General features: G+C 63.5%; 21 protein-coding genes. 11 read left to right on the top strand and 10 right to left on the bottom strand.

Going from position 1 to position 24,755, the window contains the following annotated elements; all coding sequences use genetic code 11:
* Positions 1 to 100 precede the first annotated feature (100 nt).
* Positions 101 to 1,765, top strand: coding sequence for an MlaD family protein (locus tag D1F64_RS15950; RefSeq protein ID WP_117413232.1), 1,665 nt, complete (start codon positions 101 to 103; stop codon positions 1,763 to 1,765).
* 165 nt (positions 1,766 to 1,930) lie between these two features.
* Positions 1,931 to 2,551: an ABC-type transport auxiliary lipoprotein family protein gene (locus D1F64_RS15945; RefSeq protein ID WP_117413231.1), complete on the top strand. Its 621-nt coding sequence runs from the start codon at positions 1,931 to 1,933 to the stop codon at positions 2,549 to 2,551.
* A gap of 86 nt (positions 2,552 to 2,637) precedes the next feature.
* On the opposite strand, the gene D1F64_RS15940 is transcribed toward D1F64_RS15945, so the two are convergent.
* Positions 2,638 to 7,755: an antitoxin gene (locus tag D1F64_RS15940; RefSeq protein ID WP_117413230.1), complete on the bottom strand. Its 5,118-nt coding sequence runs from the start codon at positions 7,753 to 7,755 to the stop codon at positions 2,638 to 2,640.
* A gap of 266 nt (positions 7,756 to 8,021) precedes the next feature.
* On the opposite strand from D1F64_RS15940, the gene D1F64_RS15935 reads away from it, so the two are divergent.
* From D1F64_RS15935 to D1F64_RS15910, 6 genes are all read left to right on the top strand, one after another.
* Positions 8,022 to 8,315: a hypothetical protein gene (locus D1F64_RS15935; protein ID WP_117413229.1), complete on the top strand. Its 294-nt coding sequence runs from the start codon at positions 8,022 to 8,024 to the stop codon at positions 8,313 to 8,315.
* Between the two features lie 420 nt (positions 8,316 to 8,735).
* A complete protein-coding gene (locus D1F64_RS23505) occupies positions 8,736 to 9,128 on the top strand; it encodes a hypothetical protein (protein WP_162901606.1) in 393 nt (130 codons plus the stop codon).
* 70 nt (positions 9,129 to 9,198) lie between these two features.
* Positions 9,199 to 9,522 (top strand): 2Fe-2S iron-sulfur cluster-binding protein, encoded by a 324-nt coding sequence (locus D1F64_RS15925; RefSeq protein ID WP_117413227.1) that lies wholly within the window; start codon positions 9,199 to 9,201, stop codon positions 9,520 to 9,522.
* 450 nt (positions 9,523 to 9,972) lie between these two features.
* Positions 9,973 to 11,154 (top strand): efflux RND transporter periplasmic adaptor subunit, encoded by a 1,182-nt coding sequence (locus D1F64_RS15920; protein WP_117413226.1) that lies wholly within the window; start codon positions 9,973 to 9,975, stop codon positions 11,152 to 11,154.
* A gap of 19 nt (positions 11,155 to 11,173) precedes the next feature.
* Positions 11,174 to 11,896, top strand: a complete 723-nt coding sequence (locus D1F64_RS15915) for an ABC transporter ATP-binding protein (protein ID WP_117414648.1) — start codon at positions 11,174 to 11,176, stop codon at positions 11,894 to 11,896.
* Positions 11,896 to 13,107: an ABC transporter permease gene (locus tag D1F64_RS15910; protein ID WP_117413225.1), complete on the top strand. Its 1,212-nt coding sequence runs from the start codon at positions 11,896 to 11,898 to the stop codon at positions 13,105 to 13,107. Before D1F64_RS15915 ends, D1F64_RS15910 begins: the two co-directional genes overlap by 1 nt.
* A 6-nt stretch (positions 13,108 to 13,113) precedes the next feature.
* Here the strand turns inward: D1F64_RS15910 and D1F64_RS15905 are convergent, their stop codons facing one another.
* Positions 13,114 to 14,349 (bottom strand): MFS transporter, encoded by a 1,236-nt coding sequence (locus D1F64_RS15905; protein WP_205470499.1) that lies wholly within the window; start codon positions 14,347 to 14,349, stop codon positions 13,114 to 13,116.
* Positions 14,350 to 14,542: 193 nt separating this feature from the next.
* Between D1F64_RS15905 and D1F64_RS24720 the strand changes: the two genes are divergently transcribed.
* Positions 14,543 to 15,550, top strand: a complete 1,008-nt coding sequence (locus D1F64_RS24720; protein WP_117413224.1) for a helix-turn-helix transcriptional regulator — start codon at positions 14,543 to 14,545, stop codon at positions 15,548 to 15,550.
* Positions 15,442 to 15,855 (top strand): universal stress protein, encoded by a 414-nt coding sequence (locus D1F64_RS24105; RefSeq protein ID WP_248304786.1) that lies wholly within the window; start codon positions 15,442 to 15,444, stop codon positions 15,853 to 15,855. The genes D1F64_RS24720 and D1F64_RS24105 overlap by 109 nt, the downstream gene beginning before the upstream one ends.
* A gap of 17 nt (positions 15,856 to 15,872) precedes the next feature.
* Here the strand turns inward: D1F64_RS24105 and D1F64_RS15890 are convergent, their stop codons facing one another.
* The 8 genes from D1F64_RS15890 to D1F64_RS15855 form a co-directional block, all read right to left on the bottom strand.
* The gene (locus D1F64_RS15890) at positions 15,873 to 17,051 is read right to left on the bottom strand and encodes a VWA domain-containing protein (RefSeq protein WP_117413222.1); all 1,179 of its coding nucleotides are present in this window, start codon (positions 17,049 to 17,051) and stop codon (positions 15,873 to 15,875) included.
* Between the two features lie 37 nt (positions 17,052 to 17,088).
* A complete protein-coding gene (locus D1F64_RS15885) occupies positions 17,089 to 17,568 on the bottom strand; it encodes a hypothetical protein (protein ID WP_117413221.1) in 480 nt (159 codons plus the stop codon).
* Positions 17,569 to 17,752: 184 nt separating this feature from the next.
* Entirely contained in the window at positions 17,753 to 18,841 is a 1,089-nt protein-coding gene (locus tag D1F64_RS15880; RefSeq protein ID WP_117413220.1) for a glycosyltransferase family 2 protein, read from the bottom strand.
* Complete coding sequence (locus D1F64_RS15875; protein WP_162901605.1) at positions 18,838 to 19,767, bottom strand: Gfo/Idh/MocA family oxidoreductase; 930 nt, start codon at positions 19,765 to 19,767, stop codon at positions 18,838 to 18,840. Before D1F64_RS15875 ends, D1F64_RS15880 begins: the two co-directional genes overlap by 4 nt.
* Positions 19,764 to 20,306, bottom strand: a complete 543-nt coding sequence (locus D1F64_RS15870) for a dTDP-4-dehydrorhamnose 3,5-epimerase family protein (RefSeq protein ID WP_117414646.1) — start codon at positions 20,304 to 20,306, stop codon at positions 19,764 to 19,766. The genes D1F64_RS15875 and D1F64_RS15870 overlap by 4 nt, the downstream gene beginning before the upstream one ends.
* A 210-nt stretch (positions 20,307 to 20,516) precedes the next feature.
* Positions 20,517 to 21,449: a TIGR01620 family protein gene (locus tag D1F64_RS15865; protein WP_248304484.1), complete on the bottom strand. Its 933-nt coding sequence runs from the start codon at positions 21,447 to 21,449 to the stop codon at positions 20,517 to 20,519.
* A gap of 97 nt (positions 21,450 to 21,546) precedes the next feature.
* Positions 21,547 to 23,058 (bottom strand): YcjX family protein, encoded by a 1,512-nt coding sequence (locus tag D1F64_RS24715; RefSeq protein ID WP_248304785.1) that lies wholly within the window; start codon positions 23,056 to 23,058, stop codon positions 21,547 to 21,549.
* Positions 23,059 to 23,172: 114 nt separating this feature from the next.
* Positions 23,173 to 23,721, bottom strand: a complete 549-nt coding sequence (locus D1F64_RS15855) for a histidine phosphatase family protein (protein ID WP_117413216.1) — start codon at positions 23,719 to 23,721, stop codon at positions 23,173 to 23,175.
* 223 nt (positions 23,722 to 23,944) lie between these two features.
* On the opposite strand from D1F64_RS15855, the gene D1F64_RS15850 reads away from it, so the two are divergent.
* On the top strand, positions 23,945 to 24,754 hold the full coding sequence (locus tag D1F64_RS15850) for an EAL domain-containing protein (RefSeq protein ID WP_162901604.1): 810 nt from the start codon (positions 23,945 to 23,947) through the stop codon (positions 24,752 to 24,754).
* The last annotated feature ends 1 nt before the right edge of the window (position 24,755 follow it).

The following is a 24,755-nucleotide window of genomic DNA, read 5'->3' as shown; positions in this document are numbered from 1 at the left end:
GCGGCTGACCCGTGCGCGCGGCTTTTGCACTTCGAGACGGATTGCCGTATTGCGGGCCTGATCGGCCGGTCAATGCACGGCGGTCAAGGGAAAGACGTCCATGGAAACGCGGGCTAATTACATTGCCATCGGATCATTCGCCTTGCTGACGCTGGTGACGACGTTCCTGTTTGTCGGTTGGCTGTCGACCCAGGACAATGGCAAGCAGATCCGGGAAGTGCGCGTCGTGTTTCCGGGCTCGGTCACGGGTCTTGCGGTGGGTGGCCTGGTATATTTCAACGGCATCAAGGTTGGCCAGGTGCGCGACCTGATGTTTGACCAGAACGATCCGACGAAGGTGATTGCCGTGGCGGCTATTGACGGCGAGTCGCCGTTGCGCAGCGATACGCGCGCCACACTGGGGTTCTCCGCGCTCACAGGCGTTGCCTATGTTGAGCTCGCCGGCGGCTCCCCCGATTTGCCATTGCTGTTTTCCCAGGCCGGCGTTCCGACCCTGCAGGCGGAACGTTCCGCCTTTCAAGACCTTGTTGACGGTGCGCGTCAGATTCTTGGCAAGGCGGACCAGACGCTGACGTCCGTGAATTCCCTTGTCGAGGACAACCGCAAGGGGGTCAGCGACACGGTGGGCAATGTGAAGCGCTTCTCTGAAGCGCTCGCCTCCAACTCCGAGGGTGTGGAGAAGTTCATGGCGGGGGTGTCGGATGCCACCGATGCCTTCACGAGTCTGTCGGGGCGGCTGGAAACCTTGGTGGTGACCGGCGAATCCGTGGTGGCCGCCGTGGACCCCGAGAAGGTCGCTCGTGTCGTCGAGAATGTGGCGAACGCGTCGGATCAGCTTGGGCGCGCGGTCGCCGGCATCGACGCGGTGGTCGAAACCGCGAAGACGACCATGGGCGAACTCGAGAATTTCGGATCCGGGCTGAATGAGACGTTGGCGCGGGTCAATGCGTTGGTCGCCTCCGTGGATCCTGCGCGGATCGAGTCGATCGTCGGCAACGTGGATGATGTGTCCGGCAAGATTGCCGAACAGGGCGAGAACCTCGCCGCTGTGATGGCCGATGCGCGCGCCGCGGCCAAAAGCATCCGGAGCATGAGCGAGGCGGTCGAGACCCGGACGCAGACGATCACCAGGTTCATCGACGACGCGGGCCGTCTGGGTGAGGACATGACGGCGCTCTCGGGACGCCTGAATTCCACGTTGACCAGCGTCGACGGTATCGTCAAGGCGGTCGATCCGGACAAGGTGGCCAATGTGCTGGCATCCATTGATACGGTCACCGAAGGCATCGCGGGAGAAACAGGGGCGATCCGCGAGGCCATCGCGGATGCGCGGCGCGCGGCTGGCAATGTCAGCGACTTCACGGCCGATTTGAAATCCAAGCAGCCGGACATCGATCAGATCGTCGCCGATGCGAAGCAACTGTCCGGCCGGCTCAACGAGGCGTCCACGCGTATCGATGGCATTCTCGCCAAGGTCGATGGCTTCGTGGATGGCGATGGCAAGGGCTTCATTGCGGAAGCCACGGAAGCGGCGCGCTCGATCCGGGTGATCGCCCAAGCCTTCGAGGGGCGCGCCGGGCCGATCGCCGATGGCTTTGCAAGGTTCTCCGGCCGGGGCCTGCGCGATCTCCAGGCGATGATCGAGCAGGGACGGCGGACGCTGGAACAGTTCGAACGCGCGGTGAGCGGTTTCGAGCGCAATCCGAGCCGCGTGATTTTCGGCGGAGACGATGTTCCTGTGTACGATGGCGCGCGGCGGCGCTGATCGCGGTGTGAGAACGCAATGAAACAACGCCCAACTAAATTTGATATGGTGACGGAATGCTCTATTGCTTTGAGCACGATTGCGTTTGTGATTTTCTGCTATCGCGGGCCGTGGCGCGCTGAAGCGGTTTGATGGCGTGGGCGAGGGAAAAGGGCGTTGGTTGGAATGAGTTTGGTTCGGCGTAAAAGACTGACGCTTGCCAGGATCCTCGCCGCGACCGCGCTGGCCGCGGGCGTGACCGGGTGTTCGGTTTTGGGTGCTGGCACAGCGCCGCGGGAGATCTATACGCTTTCCGCGCCGTCCGATTTTCCGGCCTCCATCGGTGGCAGCCGCGCGCAGATCCTCGTGCCGATCCCGCGGGCCGTTGCCGCGCTCGATACCGACAACATCGCGGTGGTCTCGGATCGCACCCGCATCAGCTATTTCGGCAATGCCGCATGGAGCGATCGGGTCCCGAAGCTGTTTCAGGCCAAGATGGTCGAGGCGTTCGAGAACACCGGACGGCTGCGGGCCGCCGGATTGCCCGGTGAAGGCCTGCTGATCGACTACCAGCTCGCGACCGATATCCGGGCATTCCAGCTGGACATCAACGGCAGCCGCGATGCGGTTGTCGAGTTTTCGGCGAAGATCATCAACGACCGCAATGGCCGCGTCGTGGCGACCAAGACGTTTGTCGCCAAAGCGCATGCGTCGAGCGACAAGGTGAACGATGCCGTGGCAGCGATGAACCGGGCGCTTGATCAGGCGTTGGGCGAGTTGCTTGTATGGACGCTGGGAAAGATCTGACAGGGCTTCTGCGACGTTCCAAGCTTCTGGCAACAAAAAAAGGCGCACTCCGAGGAGCGCGCCTTTTTTTTGGATTGGCCGAGGTCCTACTCGAGGCGGCCGCTCGCATGCGCCAGCATCGTGTAGACCTTGCCGGTGTCGGACGTGAGGTAGGTCTGGCTCAGCATGTTGTCGCGGTCGTTCTGCGACACCTGCTTGATGAGCGCCTCGAAGTCCTCGATGTAGCGGTCGACAGCGGAGCGGAACTCCGGATCGCGCTTGTACTTCTGACGGATCTCGTCGAACGTCTGCTGGCCCTGCAGCGTGTAAAGGCGTCGGGTGAAGACGTTGCGTTCGCCGGCGCGATAGCGGTCCCAAAGGTCGATGAAGGCCTCGTGATCGATGGCGCGGGCGATGTCCATGGACAGCGAGTTCAGGGATTCCACCATGTGCAGCGCGCTGCGCGAGCCGCCCGACGGCGCGGCCGCCGGTGCGGCGCGTTCGCTCGCGCCGGTGTCGCCTTCGTCCTGTGAGGCGCGGCGCAACAGATCGGACATCCAGCCCTTCTGTTGGGCGTCGTTGCCTGCGCCGCGTGCCGGTGCCGGCTGGTACGTGCTTTCGGGCGCTTGCGGACGGCGGCGCGCCTCATACTGCTGTGCGTCTGCCGCCGGTTGAGCCGGTTGCGGGGCAGGCTGTTGCGGCTGGGCGGCGGCGCGCGCGCCATTTCCGGCGCGAGCCGGTTCGGCGGGCTGTGTCGCGTCCAGCGCGTTGGGCTGGCGGGCGGCGATTTGCGAAAGCTCGTTCAGTGCGCGGATCTGTTCGCTCACCACCTTGCGCATGGCGGAGGACGATTCGCGCGCTTCTTCGGGAAGCTCCAGAACGCCGCGCTTGAGTTCGCTGCGGGTGACATTCAGTTCACGCTGCACCTCGCGAGCGATCGCACGCATGCGCTCGGTCGCCTCGTTGAAACGCTCGGAGGCTTCCGCCGCGGTCTGCGTGACCTCGTTGAGGAACGCGGCTTGCGTGGCTTCCACCGTCTCGCGGGTTTTCTGGCTTTCGAGCCCTGCGGTCCGCTGCATGGACCCCAGGTGTTCGGCCAGCGTCTGGGTCGCGGTGTCGGCCGTGGTCGCCAGCAGTTCGGCGACCGAGCGTGCCTTCTGATCGGCCGTTTCCAGGGTCTCGGCCATCAGGCTAGCGAAGGCGCGCGACAGGCTGTCGACGGCTTCCGTCTTGGCAACAAGCGTCTTGGCAACCGTCTCGATGGTCGCGGCCTTGTCGCCGACCGAGTCCTCGAAGGCTCGATTGCTTTCATCGAGATGGCGTGCGGCGGAGGTCAACTGGCGGCTCTGCTCCTCGAAGCGGTTTGCCAGATCCGTGATGTCCCCGAGCATCGATCCGCTCACCTGACGTAGGTTGTCCACCTGTTCGCCGATGAGGCCGCTCGACGCGTTGGTCTCGCTGACCGCGCGGTCGACCGCCGAACGGAAATCTCCAGCACGGCGGGTGAGACCGGTTTCGATCTCCGACAGATTGTCGCTGGCGTCCGCCAACACGCCCTGTAGGCTCGAATTGGACTGATTGAGCTTTTCGAGGATGCCGGTGATGTCCGACTGCAGCCGTTCGTTGGTCGTGTCCAGCATCGACATGGAATCGCGGGTGCGTTCCTCGATGGCGCGGGTCACCTGATCGCCGCTTTCGGCCAGGATGCGGCTGGTTTCCAGCCCCTGGCGGGCAATCGTCTCGCTGACGTTGCGGCCCTTGACGGTGATCGCCTCGAGGATGGCGTTGTTGACCTCGTTCACGCGGCTGGTCAGTTCGGAGGAGCGCGCCTCGATGGCGTTGATCAGCTCGTTTCCGTCGGTTCCGATCAGATGGGCGAGCTCGGAGGACCGGCTCGACAGCGCCTCGTTGAAATCGCCGGCCTGTGCTTTCAGCTCGTTCGCAACGGTGCGGCCGCGTGCCGACAGCGTGGCGGCGGCATCCTCGATGGCCGATGTGACGCGATCACGCAGATCGTTGGTCTCGCCGGAGATCAGTGCGTGCAGTTCCTTGGCCGTGCTGCCGAGGACGAGGCGCGCGTGTTCGCTCTCGGCGTTCAGGCTGCCGCTGACTTCGGCGATCGTGCGGGCGAGGTTCTCGCGCACCGCGTCGCTTTCGCCGGTCAGCGAGCCGGCCATCTGGGCGAGCGATGCCGAGTAGAGGGCCTGTGCCTTCTCGCTTTCGGCCATCATGGACCGGCCTGCCTGCTCGATGGTCTGCAGCACCAGGTCGCGAACGCGGGCGCTCTCGTCGCCGAGCGTATCGCCGGCCTGCGCCATCGCCTGCGAGACGACCATGCGGGCCTTCTCGCTTTCGGACGCCAGGGTGCCGGAGATCGCGGCGAGGCGGGTTGCGAGCATGCGCTCGATGCCCTCGGCGCGATCGTCCAGGGTCTCGGCGACCTCGAAGATCTTCGACCCGAGCGAAACGTTGATCTCGGCAATGCGCTCGGACAGCGTCTCTGTGAGCTCCTGGGTCTGCCGCGACAGGACCTGGCTGACTTCTTCCAGGCGGCCGTTGAGCGCCTCGGTCATCTCGCTCTGTCCGGTCACGAAGGCGCCGGCGATTTCGCGCGTGCGGCTGATCAGCGTTTCGCTGATCTGGCGGGCGCGGGCATCGAGCGTTTCGTCGACGCGCGTGATGTTGTGGCTCATGGAGGTGACGAGCTTGTCCGCCTTGTCCGACAGGCTTGTCGAGGCGGTTTCGATCTGCGTGCCGACGGAGCGGTCGAATGCCTGGATGTGCTCGCCCATGGTCTGGCCGATGGCGTCGGCGCGTTCCTCGAGCCGCTTGCCGATGGAATCGGCGCGTTCGCTGAGCGCCTCGGAGACCTGATCGGCCTTGCTCGACAGGTTGGTTTCCATCTCGCTGGCGCGCTGGCCGATGGCGTTGGAGACATCCTGCACCTTGGCTTCCAGGGTATTGGAAATCCGTGTTCCGCCGCTTTCCAGCGTCGTCGCGAGTTGGCCGGTGCGCTGCTCGAGCGCGGATTCGATGCTGGCGATATGGCCGTCGAGCGTCGAGGAGATGGCGCCGGTCTTCTGCTCGAAGCTGTTGACCAGATCGCCGCCGCGCACGTTGATCAGAGAGTCGAGCTCGGCGAGGCGTGTCGCCAGCCCGTCGTGCAGGACGCGGGCGCGGACGTCGAGCGTATCGGTGATTTGCGAGCCGATCTCGCCGAGTTCGCCGGTCAGCTTTTCGCCGCGCGCGCCAATCAGGCGCGCAAGCTCTGTGCCTGTTTCCGCGAGGTTTTGCGCCAGTTCCGCCGAGCGCTGTCCAAGGGCGGCGCTGATGTCCGCATTCGCCGTGCTGACGGTCTGTTCGAACGCGCCGGTGTGCTGGCTGATGACGTCAGCCAGTTCCTGGCCGCGGCTGTTGAGCCGCTCGTCGAGCGCAGCGCCGTCGACGGTGATCGACGAATGAATGCGGTCGCCGATGCTGCCAAGGCGGTCGGCAAGTTCGCCGCCCTTGCCCGAAATCGTCTCGGAAAGATGGGCGGCCGTCTCGTCCATCTTGGAGGCGATTTCCTGTCCGCGCAGCGACAGGTCAACGACGATGGACTCACCGGTGCCCTGAAGGATTTCGGCAACGTCCGTGGTGCGGCTGGTCACCGTATCGATGATCTCGGCGCCCTTGGTGGCGATCATGCTTGTGACCTGGTTGCCCTGGTGGGCAATGCTCTCGATGACGCTTTCACCAGTCTGCGAGAGGGCCTCGTCGAGGGCGCCGACGCGGCTCTCGAGCGTGTTCGTCAGTGTTTCGGTGCGCTCGGACACGGTGTCGACAAGCCGGTTGCCGGTCGCGTCGAGGTGCGCCGTGATTTCTTCGCTGCGCTGGGCGAAGGCGCTGGTGACCGACGCGCCGGTGGCGGAGAACGTCTCGGAGATCTCGGCGGTGGTGGAGGCGAGTGTCTCGTTGATCGCGCGGCCACGATCGGTCAGCGTGGTGATCAGGGAGTCGGTCGCATCCGTGAGGTGAATGTTGATCTCGTTGCCGCGGTTGGACAGCGCTTCCACGAGGCTGGTCGCCGTGGTGGTGATCTGATCGCTGAACGTGCCGCCCTGTTCCTGCAGCGCTTCGGCAAGCTGTGAGCCGGTGCTCGTCAGCTGGTTGACATAGGTCTCGCTGCGGCTCGTCAGGGTGTTGACGAGGGACTGGCTGGCGACGTCGACGCTGGAGTTCAGCTCCGAGACATGCTGGTCAACCGTCGTGGAGAAATGCAGCACGCCGGATTCGACTGCGCCGCCGATGCGCCCGGTGGCGCTGCTGACCGTGGCTTCGATCTGGTCGGCCGTGGTGGTCAACTGGGTGGCGATGGTCTCATGCGCGCCGGACAGGGATGTGCGCACCCGGTCGGCGTTGGAGACGATGGCTTCACGTTGGCTGACGAGTTCCTCGATCAGCGCGCGGATCTTCAGCTCGTTGTCGTTGTAGGAGCGTTCCAGCGAGGAGACCTCGTTGTGAACCATCACCTCAAGCTCGCTGGCGCGCGCCATGGCGCGTTCGATGCCGTCGCCCATGGCGGCGACTTCGCGGCGGATGGCCTGGCCGACGCTGAGGACGGATTCCTTGGCAATGTCTTCGGGTTCAGCAAGGCGCAAGGCGACTTCTGTCATGCCGCGGGCGACAATGCGCATTTCCTGCGCGCGCCGGATCATGATTGCCAGCACCCAGAAGAAGGCCACCGGAAGAACGACGGCGCTTGCGCCAGCGATGAGCGCCGGGCGGGCGGCCAGCTGCGCGAATGTGGTGATCGTCAGGATTTCCGGACCGAAGACGGACCACAGGATGCCGCCGCCGATCGCGAGCCACACGACGCTCATCATGAACGCCATCCAGATCGGCGCCGAGGAGGGCTGGCGCTGGAGTGCGTAAATCAGGTTGCCGATGGAGCGGCGGTCGTCGTTCGCGGCATTGGGGCGGTTGCCGCGGCCGCGGCGGGCGGCCGGGCGGCGATCCTTGGACCGCTCCTGCTCAGCAGCCTGTGCCTCGGACTCCGCCTGAGGCGCGGCGGGCGCGGGACTGGTCGCGGTCTTCGCGGAGGTGGAGGCCTTCTCGGGAGACACGGACGGCGCCGGTGCGCCGCCGGCATCGGCCGGTCCGCCAAAGTCGAGCTTGAGCGCCTCTTCGACTGCCGAGAGTGCCGCTTCAGCCGGATCCTTAACCTTTGGAGAGTTGCCCGCCATGATTGGTCGCCTCGTATCCGAACTCTACTAATTGCCGTTGCCGCCCGATTGACCCCGTGAATGTGGTCGTCTTGCGGCGTCGCGCGCGGCCGCTGCGGAGCTCGTATGTCCACACTTGGAAATAAGGTTTCAGTCCGCCGGGTAAATCGTTGTGGCCGAACGACCTTCTTCCCGTCTTGCCGCGCTTCCTATCGTAATGGCACAATCAGGGTAAATGAACAAGAAAAGACGGTTTGGCGAGGCGGCCTGCGGGAGCGGACAGAGCCATGACGAAGCGGCAGAAATCGACGGCGCGGACTCGTCGCGAAGAAGCTCCCCGGGGCCTCGCGCAGCCGTCCGCGGCGCAACGCCGGTGGCTTGAACTGGGCACGTCGCAGCCCGGTGGAAAGCTGCCGCTGTTTTACCACGATGGCCGCGAAGTCGGGCGGCGCACGATTGAAAGCTGCATCGCCAAAGGTTGGGCAGAACCTTGGTTTTCCAATCCAATTAAGCCTGACTGGGTCGTCTGCAAATTGACCCGGGCGGGATATGAGGCGCTCGATCGCCCGCCGTCCGGATAGCCGCCGGCCGCGCCCGTCGCACGGCAAAAGATGACACCCGGAATTCCGGTCGGACACGTCTGCGGCGCAGAGCCCTCCGGGTACGGGACGCAAGGTCAATCGGGTGCCTGTATGGCCGTTAACCAATAATTCACTTTGTTCTCAATCGTGGCGGCAATGCCAGCCGTTTTGCCAACATTCTTAACGGGGCATTCGTCTTCGACGTCCACTGTGGAGATCGACGGCAGAGGGTCGGCCGCGAATCGGAACAGGCCCGCGATCCGGGATCTGCGTGATTGCGGGGCGGCGTCCGATTGGCGCCCAGCGACGGAGACGATCATGGCTGTAGTGGCAGCACTTCAGAGGTACGTCCCTGGCGATTCATGCGCGGGGGATGCATCTGGCGGTTCGCGGGCCGTCCGCAGCCACGGCGCGCATCCCGTGGATCTGGTTCATCTTGCGCGCCACACACTGGGCAATCGCGATCTCGAGCAGGAAGTCCTGCGTTTGTTTATCCGCCAGTCGGTCGTGTTTCTCGACAAGATGAAGGGCGCCACAAACCATGAGCAGCGCGCCTGCGCGGCCCACACGATCAAGGGATCCGCCGCGGTATTGGTGCCTGGCAGGTCGCGGAATGCGCGGAAGCCGTCGAAGGGGCTGATACAGGGGAGCCGCTGGTTGCGCTGGAAGGCGCGATCGACGAAGCCAATACCTACATCAAGGCTCTTCTGGACTGAGTATCTGTTCCGGCCGGCGCCCGAAGCCGCCCTTCGGAAGGCAACCGCGACCGTTTCGACCGCCTTGCGGCACGGCTCAGGGCAGCTTCGCGCTTGACTGTTCGCGCTGAGTGGTTATCTGGGGACGAACATCTCCTTGGCCCAAACCCTCAATCCAGCGGACCTTCATGCCCAAAATCACATTTGTCAGCGCCGATGGCGCCGAGCGGACGGACATTGACGCCGCCTCCGGTTCGACCGTCATGGAAAACGCCATCAAGAACATGATCCCGGGCATTGAGGCCGAATGCGGCGGCGCCTGCGCTTGCGCGACGTGTCATGTCTATGTGGACGACGCCTGGGCGGAGAAGGTCGGATCGCCGGAGCCGATGGAAGAAGACATGCTCGACTTCGCCTATGACGTGAAGCCGACCTCGCGCCTGTCGTGCCAGATCAAGGTGACCGACGAACTCGACGGTCTCGTCGTCCAGGTGCCCGAGCGCCAGGCCTGAGAGCATTCCTGAAAGTCGGTCGCCGCTTTTCGAAATCGAACCCGCACCCGGCCTCCGGTGCCCGGCGCGCGTCGCGCAGCATGTGCCGGGGTGTCAGGTGGCTGCCGTCACACCCATGCCAACCCGCCAAGACATTTAATTATTTGTAATTATCGCGGGCTCTCCGGCGCTGTTATTGATCGAACTCATGGCGGGGGGCGTGTGTCGCCCTCACGCTGCCATGCAGGCGTGTGCCGCGCCAATCCCACAATTGGTATCGGACACGCTCGGCAGGCACTGAGTTGAACTCGATTGTCTGGATCTGTTGAGAGGGTGATCGCTCTATCGGATCCATCGCGTGAGGCGGCGTTTCATGAATATGCAGGATAACCCCCGGCGGGCGATGACATAGCGGCAATTCTGGCGCGCGAAAAGGCGGCCGGAGGAGGGCGCAGGCGGCGGATCATCCTGATGGTCGTGGCGCTGGTGGTACTCGCAGCCGGTGGCGCGTGGTATTGGACGCTGGCCCGGACCGGCGACAGCGTCCGTTACACGACCGAGACGGTCGTCCGGGGTGACGTCACGGTTTCGGTGACCGCGACCGGTACGGTGGAGCCCACCAATCAGGTCGATATTTCGAGCGAATTGTCCGGTATCGTTCGCTCTGTCGTGGTCAACTACAACGATGAGGTAAGCGTGGGCCAGCTTCTGGCAACGCTGGATACAGACAAGCTTGCGGCGGAAGTGGCCCATGCACGCGCCACCCTGCTGACCAAACAGGCGTCGCTTACCCAGGCGCGCGCGACGGTGCAGGAGAAATCGAGCTCGGTTGCCCGTGTGCGCCAGCTCGTGCAGCGCAATGTGGCCTCGCAAAGCGACCTCGACACGGCGGAGGCGGAGCACGCTCGCGCGCTCGCCGGCGTCGAGATCGCCAATGCGGACATCGATGTCGCCAGGGCGAGCCTGCAGATCGCCGAGACCAATCTGGAGAAAGCCCGGATTGTCTCGCCGATCAACGGCATCGTGCTCGATCGCGGCGTCGACCCGGGTCAGTACGTGGCGAGTTCCCTGCAAGCGCCGGTCCTGTTCACGGTCGCGGAGGATCTTCGGCAGATGGAGCTGCTGGTGGATATCGACGAAGCCGATGTGGGGCAGGTGGTTGCCGGTCAGACCGCGTCCTTCTCCGTCGATGCCTATCCGGATCAGACGTTTCCCGCGATCATTCGTCAGGTGCGCTATGCGCCGGTGACTGCCGACGGCGTGGTCACCTATCAGGCGGAGTTGACGGTCGACAACGGTAAGCTGCTGCTGCGTCCCGGCATGACCGCGACGTCCGAGATAATCGTCAAGAGTGTGGAGAATGGTTTGCTGGTGCCGAATGCGGCGCTGCGGTTCCAGCCGCCGAGCACGGAGAGTTCTGACGACGCATCGGTCAGCCTTACCTCACTGTTTCGAATGGGACCGCCTCGGATCCGGTCGGCGAGCCGCAACGCGCGGCGCGCGGCTTCGCCGCAAGTCTGGGTGCTGCGCAATGGCGTCCCGGTGGCTGTCGACGTGCTGACCGGTGTTACCGACGGTCAGCACACCGAGATTGTCGGCGGCGAACTCGCCCCCGGGGATGCGGTGATTGTCAATTCCGCCGTGAATGGCTGACGGGAGTGTGGCCGTGGATATGTCGCTTCCCTCGGAAGCTGAGGACACGCCGCTCGTTCAGTTCGAGCGCGTGAGCAAGGTCTATGGCGCTGGCGAGACCGCCGTGCATGCGCTGGATGCCGTTGACCTCGCCATCCATCGCGGCGAATTCGTCGCCATCATGGGTCCGTCCGGTTCGGGCAAATCGACGGCGATGAACATTCTTGGGTGTCTCGATACGCCCAGTGCGGGGACCTATCTGTTCGATGGTGCCGATGTGAGCACTCTGTCGCGCGATCAGCGCGCGCTGCTGCGGCGCCATTTCATCGGTTTCGTGTTCCAGGGGTTCAATCTGCTCGCCCGCTCGAGCGCTCTGGAAAATGTCGAACTCCCCCTGATCTATCGAGGTATGAAGGTGGAGCAGCGCCGCGCGCGCGCCTTCAAGGCGCTCGACCAGGTCGGTCTCGCCGGCCGCGAAGGGCATACGCCGGCCCAGTTGTCAGGCGGACAACAGCAGCGCGTTGCGATCGCGCGCGCCATTGTTACCGATCCGGTGCTGCTTCTTGCCGATGAACCCACCGGCAATCTCGACACCGCCCGCAGCCGCGAGATCATGGAATTGCTGGTGAGCCTGAATGAGGAGCGTGGCATTACCATTGCCATGGTGACGCACGAACTGGAGATGGCCGCTTTCGCCCGGCGTGCCATTCATTTTGTCGATGGCCGTGTCGCACGCGATACCATCAACGCGGAGATGGCGTGATGTGGTGGGAAACCGTCAAGCTCGCCTTCAAGGCGATTCGCCGCAACACGATGCGCTCCGTGCTGACCGTGCTCGGAATCGTGATCGGCGTCGCGGCTGTCATCGCGATGGTTTCGATCGGCCGCAGCACAACGGCGCAGGTTACCGAAAGCCTGTCCAAGCTGGGCACCAACCTGCTGGTGGTGCGCCCGGGCGAGGACCAGCGTGGGCCCGGTGGCGTGCGTTCCGACGCCAAGCCCTTTGATCGTTTCGATGTGGCCGTGCTGAAGGCGCAGCTCTACAGCGTCAAGGCGGTATCGGCGAATGTGACCACCAGCGGCATCGCGGTGGTTGGCAACGAGAATCGCACCACGTCAATCCGCGGCACTGACAATGACTACCTGATCACCCAGGACTGGTCCCTGGCGCGCGGGCGCACGTTCCTTGACAGCGAACTCAGGGCCGGCCGGCCGGTCTGCATTATCGGCGAGACCATCAATCGGGAGCTGTTCGCCGGCGCTGACCCGATCGGCGAGCGCATCCGGCTGAAGGCGGTTTCCTGCGAGGTGATCGGGGTGCTGGAGGCAAAGGGCGAGTCGAGTTTCGGCCAGGACCAGGACAACACGGTCATCATGCCGTTGCGCACGGTGCAGCGTCGGATTCTCGGCAAAACCGACATCGAGATGATCTATGTGTCTGCGGCTGACGGCGTCGATACGGGCACGGTTCAGACTGACATCGAGGCCCTGCTGCGTGAGCGCCGGAAGATCGCGCCGGGCAAGGACGATGATTTCAACGTGCGCGACATGAAGCAGATCGTCTCGACCATGACCGCGACGACGACATTGATGACCGGACTGCTCGGCGCGGTCGCCGCCGTCAGTCTTCTCGTCGGCGGTATCGGCATCATGAACATCATGCTTGTGTCCGTGACCGAGCGCACGCGGGAGATCGGTATCAGGCTGGCCATCGGTGCGCTGGAGCGGCAGGTGCTGATGCAGTTCCTGGTCGAGGCGGTCGTGCTGTCGCTGTTTGGCGGGGTCATTGGGATTCTGGCCGGGATCGGGCTCGCGTTTATCGCCGTCAGGTTGATGGAGATGCCCTTTGTGCTCGACGGGACGACGATTCTGATTGCCTTCGTGTTTTCTGCCTTTATCGGCGTGATCTTCGGCTACTTCCCCGCCCGGCAGGCCGCGCGCCTCAATCCGATCGAGGCGCTGCGGCACGAGTAGGCGGAACTATTCGGCCGGCAGGGGCGTGTAGTTGGCACGCTTCCAGATTGTTTCGTGTCCGATCGCCGGATCGCGAGGGATCAGCCGGGCAAGCCCCAGGCTGGCGCAGGCCATCACCGCGCCGACAAGGAACACCGCCGCCGGCGAGATCAGCCAGATGAAGCCGAAGCTGACCGGGATCACGACAGCCGCGATGTGGTTGATCGTGAAGGCGACGCCGGCGGTCGGCGCGATGTCGGCTGGATCGGCGATCTTCTGGAAATAAGTCTTCATGGCGATCGCGATGGCGAAGAAGGCGTGGTCGATCACGTAAAGCGCGCCGGCGACAGTGGCGTTGGTGACGAAGGCGTAGGCAATGAAGATGCCGATCAGCCCGATGTATTCCAGCGTCAGCGCGCGGCGCTCGCCGAAGCGCACGATCAGCGAGCCGATCGAGGGCGCCAGCAGCATGGAGAAGACGCCGTTGACCAGGAACAGGGCGGCGACTTCATGCACGTGGTAACCGAAGCGCTCGACCATCAGGAAGCCGGCGAAGACGGTGAAGATCTGACGACGCGCGCCGCCCATGAAGGTCAGCGCGTAATACAGCCAATAGCGCTTCTTCAGGATCAGCTTCTTGTGCTGGGGTACCGCCTCACGGAACTGCGGGAAGCTGACAACCAGAAACACCACAACGATCAACGTCAGCGCGCCGGCAATCGCGAAAACCAGTTCGAACGACAGGTCGAAGGTCTTCCATGCCAGGAAGATGACGCCGTAGGCGACCAGTTGCGCCATCGCGCCGACGGAAATGATCTTGCCCATTGTCGCGGCTGCGGTCGCTTTCGGCAGCCACTGCAGAGACAGCGACTGGCTCATGGTCTCGTAGTAATGGTAGCCGAGCGACATCAGCAAAGTGGTGGCGTAGAAGCCGTACTCGGAGGGAAAATATCCGGTGATCGCCACGCCGACGCCGAGCAGCGTCAGCGAGATAAGCGCCAGGGTCTGCTCGCGCATGACCAGCAGCACGTATATCGCGGCGAACGACAGGAAGCCCGGGATCTCGCGGATGGTCTGCTGGATGCCGATCTCGCGGCCGGTGAAGCCGAGCTCATGCACGGCGAAATTGTTCATCAGGTTCCACCAGGCGGCGAACGACAACTGCATGGCGCCGGCCATGATCATCAGCATGAGCGCGGGTGTGCGCCAGTCTGCCTTGGAACCTTGCATGGCGGTCGGCGGGGTGGGGGAACTGAGCGGCATGGGGATCCTGTCGATAGACTCGATGGTGCGTTGCGATCCGAAAAGGACGCCTTGCCCGAAAGCACAGACCGGGATCGTAGGCTGCCTCGGGAGGGGCGGATATCCGTCCTATAGCGCCGATCCCTGAGCGCGTGTTATCGTTATTTCGTCAAAAAATGTCTCCCAGTCGCCAAAGGCATCAGGCAGGTTTGAAATGATCCATCCCGATGTGTTCACCACCACCCGCGAGGCCGTGAAGGCGCCGGTGATCGCCTATGCCGGAACCCAGGAGAAGGGATCGGTCAACACCGGTCACAGCCACCCCCAGGCGCAGCTTTTCCATATCGTTTCAGGGTCGGTGACGGTGGAAACGCGCAGCGGCAGCTTCGTGGTGCCGCCGGAGAGGGCGCTGTGGATGCCCCCGCGCATGCATCACACCTGCACCTATCACCAGCACTCCACGCTGCGGTATCTGTATTTCCGTCCCGAGCTGGTCACGCATTTGCCGAAGCAGCCGGCCGTCATCCGGCTGTCTCCGTTGTTGCGGGAACTGGCGCTGGCCTTCATGGCCCATCCGAGGGAATACGCCGAAGACGGGCCGGCGGCGCGCCTGGCGGCCGTCATTGTCGATCAACTGGCGGCGGAACCCGCGACGCCGCTGCATCTGCCGATGCCGCATTCGGCGCGGCTGCGCAAGGCGATCGCCGGAATCATCGCCGATCCGTCGAGCGCCGACAGTGTTGTCGACGTTGCGGCGTCCGCGGCTCTGTCGCAACGCTCGTTTGAGCGGCATTTCACGGCGGAAACGCATGTTTCGTTCCGCGCCTGGCGCAAGCAGGCGCGCTTGATGAAGGCGGTGGAATGGCTGGCGCAGGGCCGTGCCGTCGGCGAGATATCCGATGCTTTGGGCTACGAGGGCCGAGCGCCTTCATCGCCACGTTTCGCAAGGCTTTCGGCACCACGCCGGGGCGCTATTTCGCCAATACCGCGTCATCCGGTCGTCCGGCCACGCGCGACGTCGCACCTGCGGTTTGACATTGCTCAACGCGGACGCTCGTTGAATGGCGGATGCTGGCTCCAACGAAGAGGAGTGGATGCGCCATGTACAAGAAAATCCTGGTCGCCGTTGACCCCGCCGAAACCGACTTCTCCAAGCCCGCGCTCGCCAAGGCGGCGCAGTTTTCCAACGATTATGGCGCGGTCCTGCGTCTGCTGTCGGTGATGCCCTTTGTGCAGGGCTATGTGTCCGAGTTTCTCCCGCCGGATTTCGACGAGAAGACGCTCGCCGACATGCGCAAGCGGCTTGAGGACATCGGTCGAGGCCTCGGCCTGCCAGCCGACAAGGTCTCTGTCGATGTGCGCACCGGCGGCGTCTATCACGAGGTGCTGGAAGCGGCGAAGACGTTTCACGCGGATCTGATCGTGGTCAGCTCGCATCATCCGGGCTTCGCCACCTACCTGATCGGCTCCAATGCGGCCAACGTCGTCCGCCATGCGGATTGTTCTGTGCTGGTGGTCCGGGAGTAGGAACAGGGGGGGTTCGTCTACCGCACCAGTTCCTTCATCGCCGCGTCCAGGCCCTCGAGTGTCAGCGGATACATGCGGTTGTCCATCAGCTGACGGAGCATCTGGGTGGACTGGGTGTAGTCCCAGTGCGCTTCAGGCGAGGGATTGAGCCAGACCGCGTGCTCGAACGTCTTGGTGAGGCGCTCCAACCAGACGGCGCCGGGTTCCTCGTTCCAGTGCTCTACCGATCCGCCGGGATAGGCGACCTCATAGGGGCTCATGGCGGCGTCGCCGACGAAGATCAGTTTGTAGTCGGAGGGGTAGGTGTGCAGCACGTCCCATGTGGGAATGCGCTCGGAATGTCGCCGCGCGTTGTCCTTCCAGACGAATTCATAGGGGCAATTGTGGAAGTAGAAATACTCCATGATCTTGAATTCGCCGCGGGCGGCTGAGAACAGTTCCTCGCAGACACGGATATGATCGTCCATCGAGCCGCCGATGTCGAAGAACAGCAGCACCTTGACGGTGTTGCGGCGTTCAGGCCGCATCTTCACGTCGAGCCACCCCTGGTGCGCGGTGGCCTTGATGGTGTTGTCGAGATCGAGCTCGTCTGCCGCGCCCGCGCGGGCGAACTTGCGCAACCGTTTCAGCGCCACCTTGATGTTGCGGGTGCCGAGTTCGACGGTGCTGTCGAGATCCTTGAACTCGCGTTTGTCCCAGACCTTCACCGCGCGGCGGTGGCGGCTTTCGTGCTGGCCGATGCGGATGCCTTCCGGGTTGTAGCCATAGGCGCCGAACGGCGAGGTTCCGGCGGTGCCGATCCACTTGCTGCCGCCCTGATGGCGGCCTTTTTGCTCCTCGAGACGCTTTTTCAGCGTCTCCATCAGCTTGTCCCAGCCGCCCAGCGCCTCAATCTGCGCCTTTTCTTCCTCCGAGAGATGTTTTTCGGCCAGCTTGCGCAGCCATTCCTCCGGGATCTCCGCCTGTTCGACGGCGTCGCTCATCAGGTCCAGGCCCCGGAACGTGTGGCCGAACACCTGGTCGAACTTGTCCAGGTTGCTCTCGTCCTTCACCAGGGTGAGGCGCGCGAGATAATAGAAATCCTCCACCCGTTTCTCGGCGAGATCGGCCTCGAGCGCCTGCATCAAGGTGAGATACTCGCGCAATGACACGGGCAGTCCGGCGGCTTTCAGATCGGTGAAGAAGGTGATGAACATCGTGGACCCTTTGATGGCGGCGAAGGGTCGTTTGCGATCAGCGTTTCGTCAAGGGGAGATCGAGCAGCGTGGCCTTGTTGCCGCCAGTCACAGTGAGCCGCACCCTGTCGTTGCCCGAAAGCGCCATCGTGAGATTGCTCGCCTGGTCGTCACCACTGATGCGCAGCTGCAGGGAATCGCCATGGCGCTTCCCCGAAAGCGATCGTGTGCCGGACAGCGAGGCGCCCTGGAGACTGCCGACGTACAGGCCTGGTCCTTCGGACCAGCGCAGGTTGCCGGCCATCTTGGCGCCCTTCGCGGCGCCCGAGCATTGGCCGGATATCGTCAGGGTCATGCCGTTTTTCGTCGTTTCCAGGCGGCATTCGATCATGCCTGGCTCGGCGTTGGCGTTATCGCGCAATTCGCCCTTGCCTTGCCACGACCCGACCAGGCGGTCGAGAATTTCGATATCGGCGGGGCCGCCGAAAACGGGGGATGTTGTGAGCAGGAGCGTTGCGAAAGCGGCGGCGCGATGCATGGGCCATTTCCCAAGGAGTTGCTGTGAATGGGCAAAGCACAATGACACATCAACGCGCCCGGACTTCCGATACGTAAGGAACGAATATGGCGGTTTCGCGAAGCATCCCGGGGATGCGTGAGGCCCCGGGATGGCGGTGGAAATCGGCGCGGAGCGTGCGCCGCTCCCGCGACGGCGGCCTCCGTCACCGGTTTTTGAGAAAATTCTCCAGCCGGCGCAAGGGCCATGAGAGCGTCCAGAGGGGCGACGACTTGATGGTGTCCAGTTCCCGCCAGGCGGCTTCGGCGTTGGCGCGAAGAGCGTCGACGCCTTCGGTCAGGGAGTCGGCGCTTGATTGCACCTTCACGATCGTGTTCGCGATGGAACCCGGCGGCAGCTGGGACTGATGCGCGCAACCGCCGGGCGTCGGGGTCTGAAGCCCCTGCGCCGGCTTCAATGGCGCGAGCGACGCGTTGATTCCGTCCAGGGCTGTAGCGACGCGGTTCAGCTGGTCATTGAGTATCGTCTGTCTGGCATGAAACAGCGCCTGAAATGCCCGCGCCTGAAAGTCGCGGCGCCGTTTGGGTGCGGTGAACATCTGGACGGCGCGCGCGTTTTCAGCTTCCCGTTCCCCGACGCCCATGGTCTCGCGGCCATGCGCGGGGAACTTGATGCCTTGCACCGAAAAACGCGTGCCAAATGTCAGATCGTCGCGTTCGAGGAATTTTCGCCACATGTGCAGATCGGACCACAGGTCCTCGGGTGCGGGGCTCCAGCCGCGCGCCAGCTTTCTGTATGCCGCCATCCGGTAACCGGCCACGGAAGGGCCGAAGAAATTCCATGTGTCGAGGAGCATGTGATCACGGGTCTGCGGTTCGGACAGGTCACCGACGTGGACTTCGATAGTCCCATCGGTCAGCAGTTCCGCCTGCAGCAAGTTGCCGAAATCGACATCATCCAGCAGAGCCGACAATTCCGTGAGATGGTCTGGAAACCAGATGTCGTCGTCGCCGATATGCGCCACGAAGCGTGCCGTTGTATCCGCGAGCGCCGCATGCCGGTGCGCCTCGCCATGCCGCTCGCCCTTGTCAAAATCGAACACCTTGACGCGTTTGTCGCGGGCGGCAAACGCATTGGCGCAGGCTACGGTTTCGCGCGGCGCGCCGTCGCAGACGATCAGAAGTTCAAAACTGGATTCGATTTGCGCAAGCACGCTTTCGACCGCAATGCGCAGCATGTTCGGCGGCCTGTGCACGGGCAGCAGGATCGCGAAGAGAGGGGTGTTGTCGCTCATCGCAGGCCGGCCATTTGCCTCAGTTCATGAATTCGCTCGACGATCATCAGTCCTTCCGCTGCGGAGCTTCGCGGTGCGGGGCCTCCTTTGAGATGAGAGAGGAAGGCCGACAGTTCGAGCAGCAGGGGCATCTCTGTTCCCACCGGCAGGCGCTGAGGCGTCGCCATTTGTCCGGGCGCCGCCGCGACGGTCAGCAGGCAATCGTCGTAGGAATCGGCGAGTTGGGCAGTCCCCAGCGTGCCGATAACGGTCACCGAGCGGCGGGACGCCGGCTGGCACGCAGACACCTCGGACGTGACCAGAACATCGCCGGGTCCATCCTGCAGGGTTGCGATAATGCCGTCCCCGGGTCTTCCGGGAATGAGGGCATCGGCCTTTCGGGCCGCTGGAATGTCGCCCATGATTTCGAGAACGATTGAAAGGTCATGCGGCAACAGGATCCAGACCGCGTCGACGTCATTGTGCGGATTGCCCCAGCCCAGTCTGTAGGTGCGAATGGCGAGGATCTCGCCCAGCGCGCCGGACTTCGCGTGTTGTGCCAGCGCGACCACACCGGGGTGGTATCGCCATTTGTCCATGACGAAGATCCGGTCCCCGGCCATGTCGACGAGGCGCCGCGCCGCGGCGGGATTATCTGTCATGGGCTTTTCGACGAAGATCGGGCGTTGTCGATTGGCCAGGATCTCAAGCACATGCGCATGCATATGCGTCGAACACGCGACGACATAGCCATCCATACCGGTCAAATCACGCACATCGCCAACGGCGGAGAGGGCGCCTGCTTCAAGGGCGGCCTTCTGGCTCAAGGGTCCCGGCACGGCGACATGGACCGCTACGCCCAGGCAGCGGAGATCGCGGAAGATGTTCTTGCCCCAGCGTCCGAACCCGACCAGCCCGATGGATACGTCTGCAGGATCTGCGGTCAAACCAGCGTCTCCGCCGCCTGCCGGTTCAGTTTGTGCTGAAAGGCCTCGTTCATCGCATCGAACGATCCCGCCGCGGCGTCGCGCGCTGAGAGAACGGGATCGCTGCTCGGCCATCGCAGCCCAAGTTCCGGGCAATCGTAGCGGCAACCAAGGTCCTCAGTCGGTGTCCAATAGGCTGAAAGGCCGTAGATGTAGACCGTTGGAACCGGAAAATAGAACCCGTGACACACACCGGGCGGGATAGAGATCGAACAAGGAGCGTTGCCTTCGAGCGTGATCAGATCCGATTCCCTGTGCGTCGTGCTGTCGGTGCGGATGTCATGCAGTCCGAGAACGAGTGTTCCCGAGAGAACGACCAGATAGTCGAAATGGTCCGCGTGAACATGCACGCCACGGATCACGTTCTCGCGGCTGTGGACCACGTTCCACTGCACCGTATCGCAATCATCGCCCCATTCGTATCTGTATATCTCCACCAGACCGCCACGCGCGTCCGTCAGATGATTGAGTTCTCGAGTTAGAATGCCGTCGATCACCATGAACCTGCTCTTGGAATGCGGGGACAATCACTGTTTGCCGGGCTGCGCCCGATCGTGGCGCGCGATGTGTGAAACCGGCATTAAGCATAATCGCCGGATAGGCGATCGGACAATCACGCTTGGAAAAAAGTGAAATCCTGCCCGACTCCGTCGCAGGTCAATCCGGGGTGGAATTGCGTTCGCGGTCTTCCTCGCTGTCGACGGCTTTCGTCAGCTCCCCATGAAGTCCGTCATGCGTGGCGGCTTGGTTCCAATGAATGGCGCGGGACGGCACACGTCGATGGCGGCGGCGCCGATACGGGCGGTCAGCAGGCCGTTGATGACTCCCTCGCCAAGGCGTGCCGACAGACGTGCGGCAAGTCCGTGACCCAACACCTGCTGGACGAGACTGTCGCCCGCCGCCATGCCGCCTGTCACCGCCAGGTGGCCGAGGACGTTTCGAGCCAGTCGCAGGAAGCCGATGGTGCCGGGCCGTCCGCCGTAGAGATCCGAGATCCGCCGGATCGTGCGCATGTTCTCGATGGCCACATAGGCGAGATCGATCAGGGCGCGGGGGCTTATGGCGGTGACGACGGACACCCGTTTGGCGGCATCCGCCACAAGCCGGCGCGCTTGTGCGTCGAGCGGTGCCAGCAGCGTGCGCTCGGTGAGGATCACCAGGTCGCGCCCGTCGATGATCTCGCGCATATGCTCCCGCATCGCGGCGCGTCCCTGCGCGGTCTCGGGGCGGCTTTCGTAGAGGGCGGTCAGCTCGTTGAGCACGGGCCTGGCGGCGCGTGCATCGTCTGCGTCCGCGGCAGCCGCGAGGCGCGTGCGGATACTGTCGATCCGCTTGAGGCGCATCAGGCCGAATATCTCACGCAGGGCGAGGGCCGCCAGAGCGAAGGCGGCAAGGCCCGCAAGCGCCAGCCCGGTCCAGCCGAGCCAGTCGTTGCGCGCGAACAGGTCGCGGATCAATCCGTCGATGGCGAGTCCGATGGCGAGCGTCGCAAGCCCGCCGAGAGCCGCCGTCAAAAGGCGTCCCCACCCCGTGCGCCGCTTGCGGCGAGCGGGTGCCAGCGGGCGGCTCGCCGGTTCTTCCGGCTCAGGCACGATCCGCGCCGCGGCCTTGGGGAACGTGTCGTCGGTCCGCGCGTCCTGCACGATGACATCGCGGGCGTCCAGGCGGAAGGCGCGCGGCGTTCGTCCGCGCGTGCCGGTCTCCTTCTCGGGCGCCCGGCCCGGCGGTTGTCTCGGGGGGTCATGCCAGCCGGTCTCCGATAAGGAATTGCAGGGCCCGATCGAGGCGGATATGGGGCAGTGAAAGCGGCCGCCCGCCCGGAGTGCGTTCGAGCTTCGGCGGCTGGAAGCGCAGAAACCGCAAGCCCGCCTGAGAATGTGATTCAACGGCTTCATGTTGTGATTCAACCGCAACATCTTCATTCGTATTATTAACAGCGTAAGTTTTATAAATTGATTCCGGAAGATCAGGTAAGTCCCCGGGAAACATGGCGATTTCTGATGTTCCGTCAAAAGCCTCGCCGTTGATCCTTTCGCCGGCGAGCGGCGTGCCCAGGATGGCGGGAAGGATATCGCCGCCCTGTTCGACCTGCGCTTCACGGGTCGCGCGGATCGCGGCCATGGCCACCACGTCCACATCCGCGCCGGCGAATTCGGCACGCTCGATGGCCTGGGCCACGAGCCGGCGGAGGATTGCTTCCAGCCGGTCGTGATCGCCGTGGTGCACGTGATCGGCCTTTGTGGCGGCGAACAGGATGCGGTCGGTCCGGCGCGCCAGAATTGAGGACAGCCAGGAATTCTTTCCGGGACGGAAGCAGGTGAGAATGCCTTCAAGAGCGGCTTCCAGATCGACGATCGCCGCGGGTCCCGCGTTGAGCGCCGCCAGCGTATCGACCAGGACGATCTGCCGATCGATGCGAGCGAAGTGATCGCGGAAAAAGGGTTTCACCACGTAGCGTTTGTAGGACTCGTAGCGGCGCTCCATCATCGCGTGCAGTGAGCCCTTGCGCATGGACGCGTGTTCGTCCACGTCCAGCGGCGCGAAGGTCAGGGCGGGGGATCCCTGCATGTCTCCCGGCATCAGGAAGCGTCCGGGCGGCAGCAGCGACAGGGCGTGCTCGTCGTGGCGGCAGGCAGCCAGATAGCTGGTGAACCGTGCCGCCAGGTCGCGGGCTGTGGATTCGTCCGCGTCTGCCGCGGGATCGGCGCCTTCCAGGCTGCGGTGCCAGTCTTTCGCGAGCGGCGCGCGCGCGGGAGAGCGTGACAGCGCCAAAGCCTCGCGGCTCCAGGTTGCATAATCCTTGGACAGCAGCGGGAGGTCGAGCAGCCATTCTCCTGGATAATCGACGATGTCGAGATGCAGCTTACCGCTGCCGAAGGTCCGACTGAGCCATGCGGCGGATTCGAACTCCAGCGTCAACCGCAGCTCCGAGACCTGCATGGTGGAATGCGGCCAGACGCGGTCGTTGAGCAAGGCGTTGATGTGGGATTCGTAATCGAAGCGGGGAACGGCATCGTCGGGCTGCGGCTGCAGATAGGCGCGCGCCAGCCGTCCGCCCGCCAGAGCCTCCAGCATCGGCAGCCGTCCTCCGTGGATCAGGTTGTGCACCAGAGCCGAGATGAACACCGTCTTTCCGGCGCGCGAGAGCCCGGTCACGCCGAGCCGCATGGTCGGCACGGTCAGGTTCGTTGCGGCGTCGCTGAGATTCGCCAGCGCCAGGCGGGCTTCGTCGGCAATATCGGGGAGCTTGATCAAGGGTTCGGGCCGTCATGGTGGATGGATCCGCTGGTGATGCTGTGACCCCCGCGGACATGTGCTGTGTCGGATGTCATGTAGGTGTGACAAGGGGCTTGGGCAAACACGACCTTAATCCTCGTCGTGGCTTGTCGGTGTCTGATCGATATCGCGCGGCGTGATGAAGGACTGGAGGCGGGCCGTTCGGGGCGCGACGTCCGACCAGCTCTCGATGTCGAGGTCCAGTACCGTGAGCGCCGCCGTGGGATATTTTGTCACGATCGCGGCGATCAATGCGGGGTCACCGTCCTTCGTGAGGTCGAGCGCCATCTCCTGGATCGACGGGTTGTGGCCGATCAGCATCAGCGTTTTCGCCGCCCCACCGTGCTTTCGTATGATCTCGTAGCAATCGCGATGCGGCGCGTCATACAGCGCGTGCGTCAGCAGGATCCGGTGGTCGTGCGAAAAGACGGCGAGGAAGTGCGCCAGGGTCTCGCGCGTGCGCTGAGCCGCTGAACAGAGGATCGTCTCGGGCAGAAGCGCATGGGCGTTCATGTAGTCACCCATGAGCCGGCAGGCGCGCCGGCCACGGCCGGACAGGGCGCGGTTGAAGTCGGCTCCCGGCTCGTCGTTCGACGCCGACTTGGCGTGTCGGACCAAAAACAGACGGCGGTGTTGCATGGAGCCTCCAGGTTTTCGTCCGTGTATCCAGTCACGACATGCGGACGGATTAGATGCCGTTGCTATTCATCGCCTAAGTTCATGTCACGTTTAATTCGGATTTTAGCTTTTTTTCGGGTACTTGCGATTAATCATGCGGAAAGAGATTCATTCGTATTGTTTTTCCGATGAGGCGATACACGGATGGAAACGCGTTTTGAATGGTGAAGAGGCTCAGCGGGTTGTGCGCAGTCTCTCGTATGAGAGAGACGGTCGCTCGATAGGATGCTTTGAGCGCTACCGGCTGGAAAGTGCGTTCCAGCCGATTTTCCGCCGCGGCGAGCGCGGGCTCGTGCTCCAGGGGCATGAGGCGCTGCTGCGGCCGATGCTCGATGGGGTGTCGCTTCCGGTTCATACGTTCCTGAACGCGGTGGATCGCGACCAGGGCTTTTTTCTCGAGCGCCTCTTGCGGGTCCTGCATGTGCGCAATTTTTGCCTGCTTGCGGACGGCACTCAGAAGCTCTTTCTGAACATCAATCCGGAGGTCTTCACCGACGTGCTGCGCTCGGAGCGCTGTGTCGATACGTTCATGCAGCGCCTCGAGAGCCACGGCATCGAGCCGCGCCGTCTCGTGTTCGAGATTATCGAAACGATGCATGACGACAAGGTCATCCTGGCGCAGGTCGTCGAACAGTTCCGCAGCCACGGCGTTGCCATCGCGATCGACGATTTCGGCGCGCAGCACTCCAATTTCGACCGGGTGTTCGACCTGCATCCCGATCTTGTGAAATTCGATCTGCAATGGCTGTCGCGCTGTCGCGGGGACATGCGCGCGGTTCGTTTTCTCACCGGCATGGTTGAGCTAATCAAGGAACTGGATGTCGAGGTCAGCTGCGAGGGTATCGAAACCGAGCAAGAATTGCGCATCGCCCTTGATGCCGGGTTCGATCTGTTTCAGGGCTATTTCCTCGGCCGGCCGTCGCCTGCGCTTGTGCAGGGCACGATCGATTATCCGCATGTCGATGCGCATGTCCGGGCGCGCGTGTCGGTCTGAA

Source organism: Breoghania sp. L-A4 (genome assembly GCF_003432385.1).
Lineage (GTDB): Bacteria > Pseudomonadota > Alphaproteobacteria > Rhizobiales > Stappiaceae > Breoghania.
This window is presented reverse-complemented; position numbering and strand designations above follow the sequence as displayed.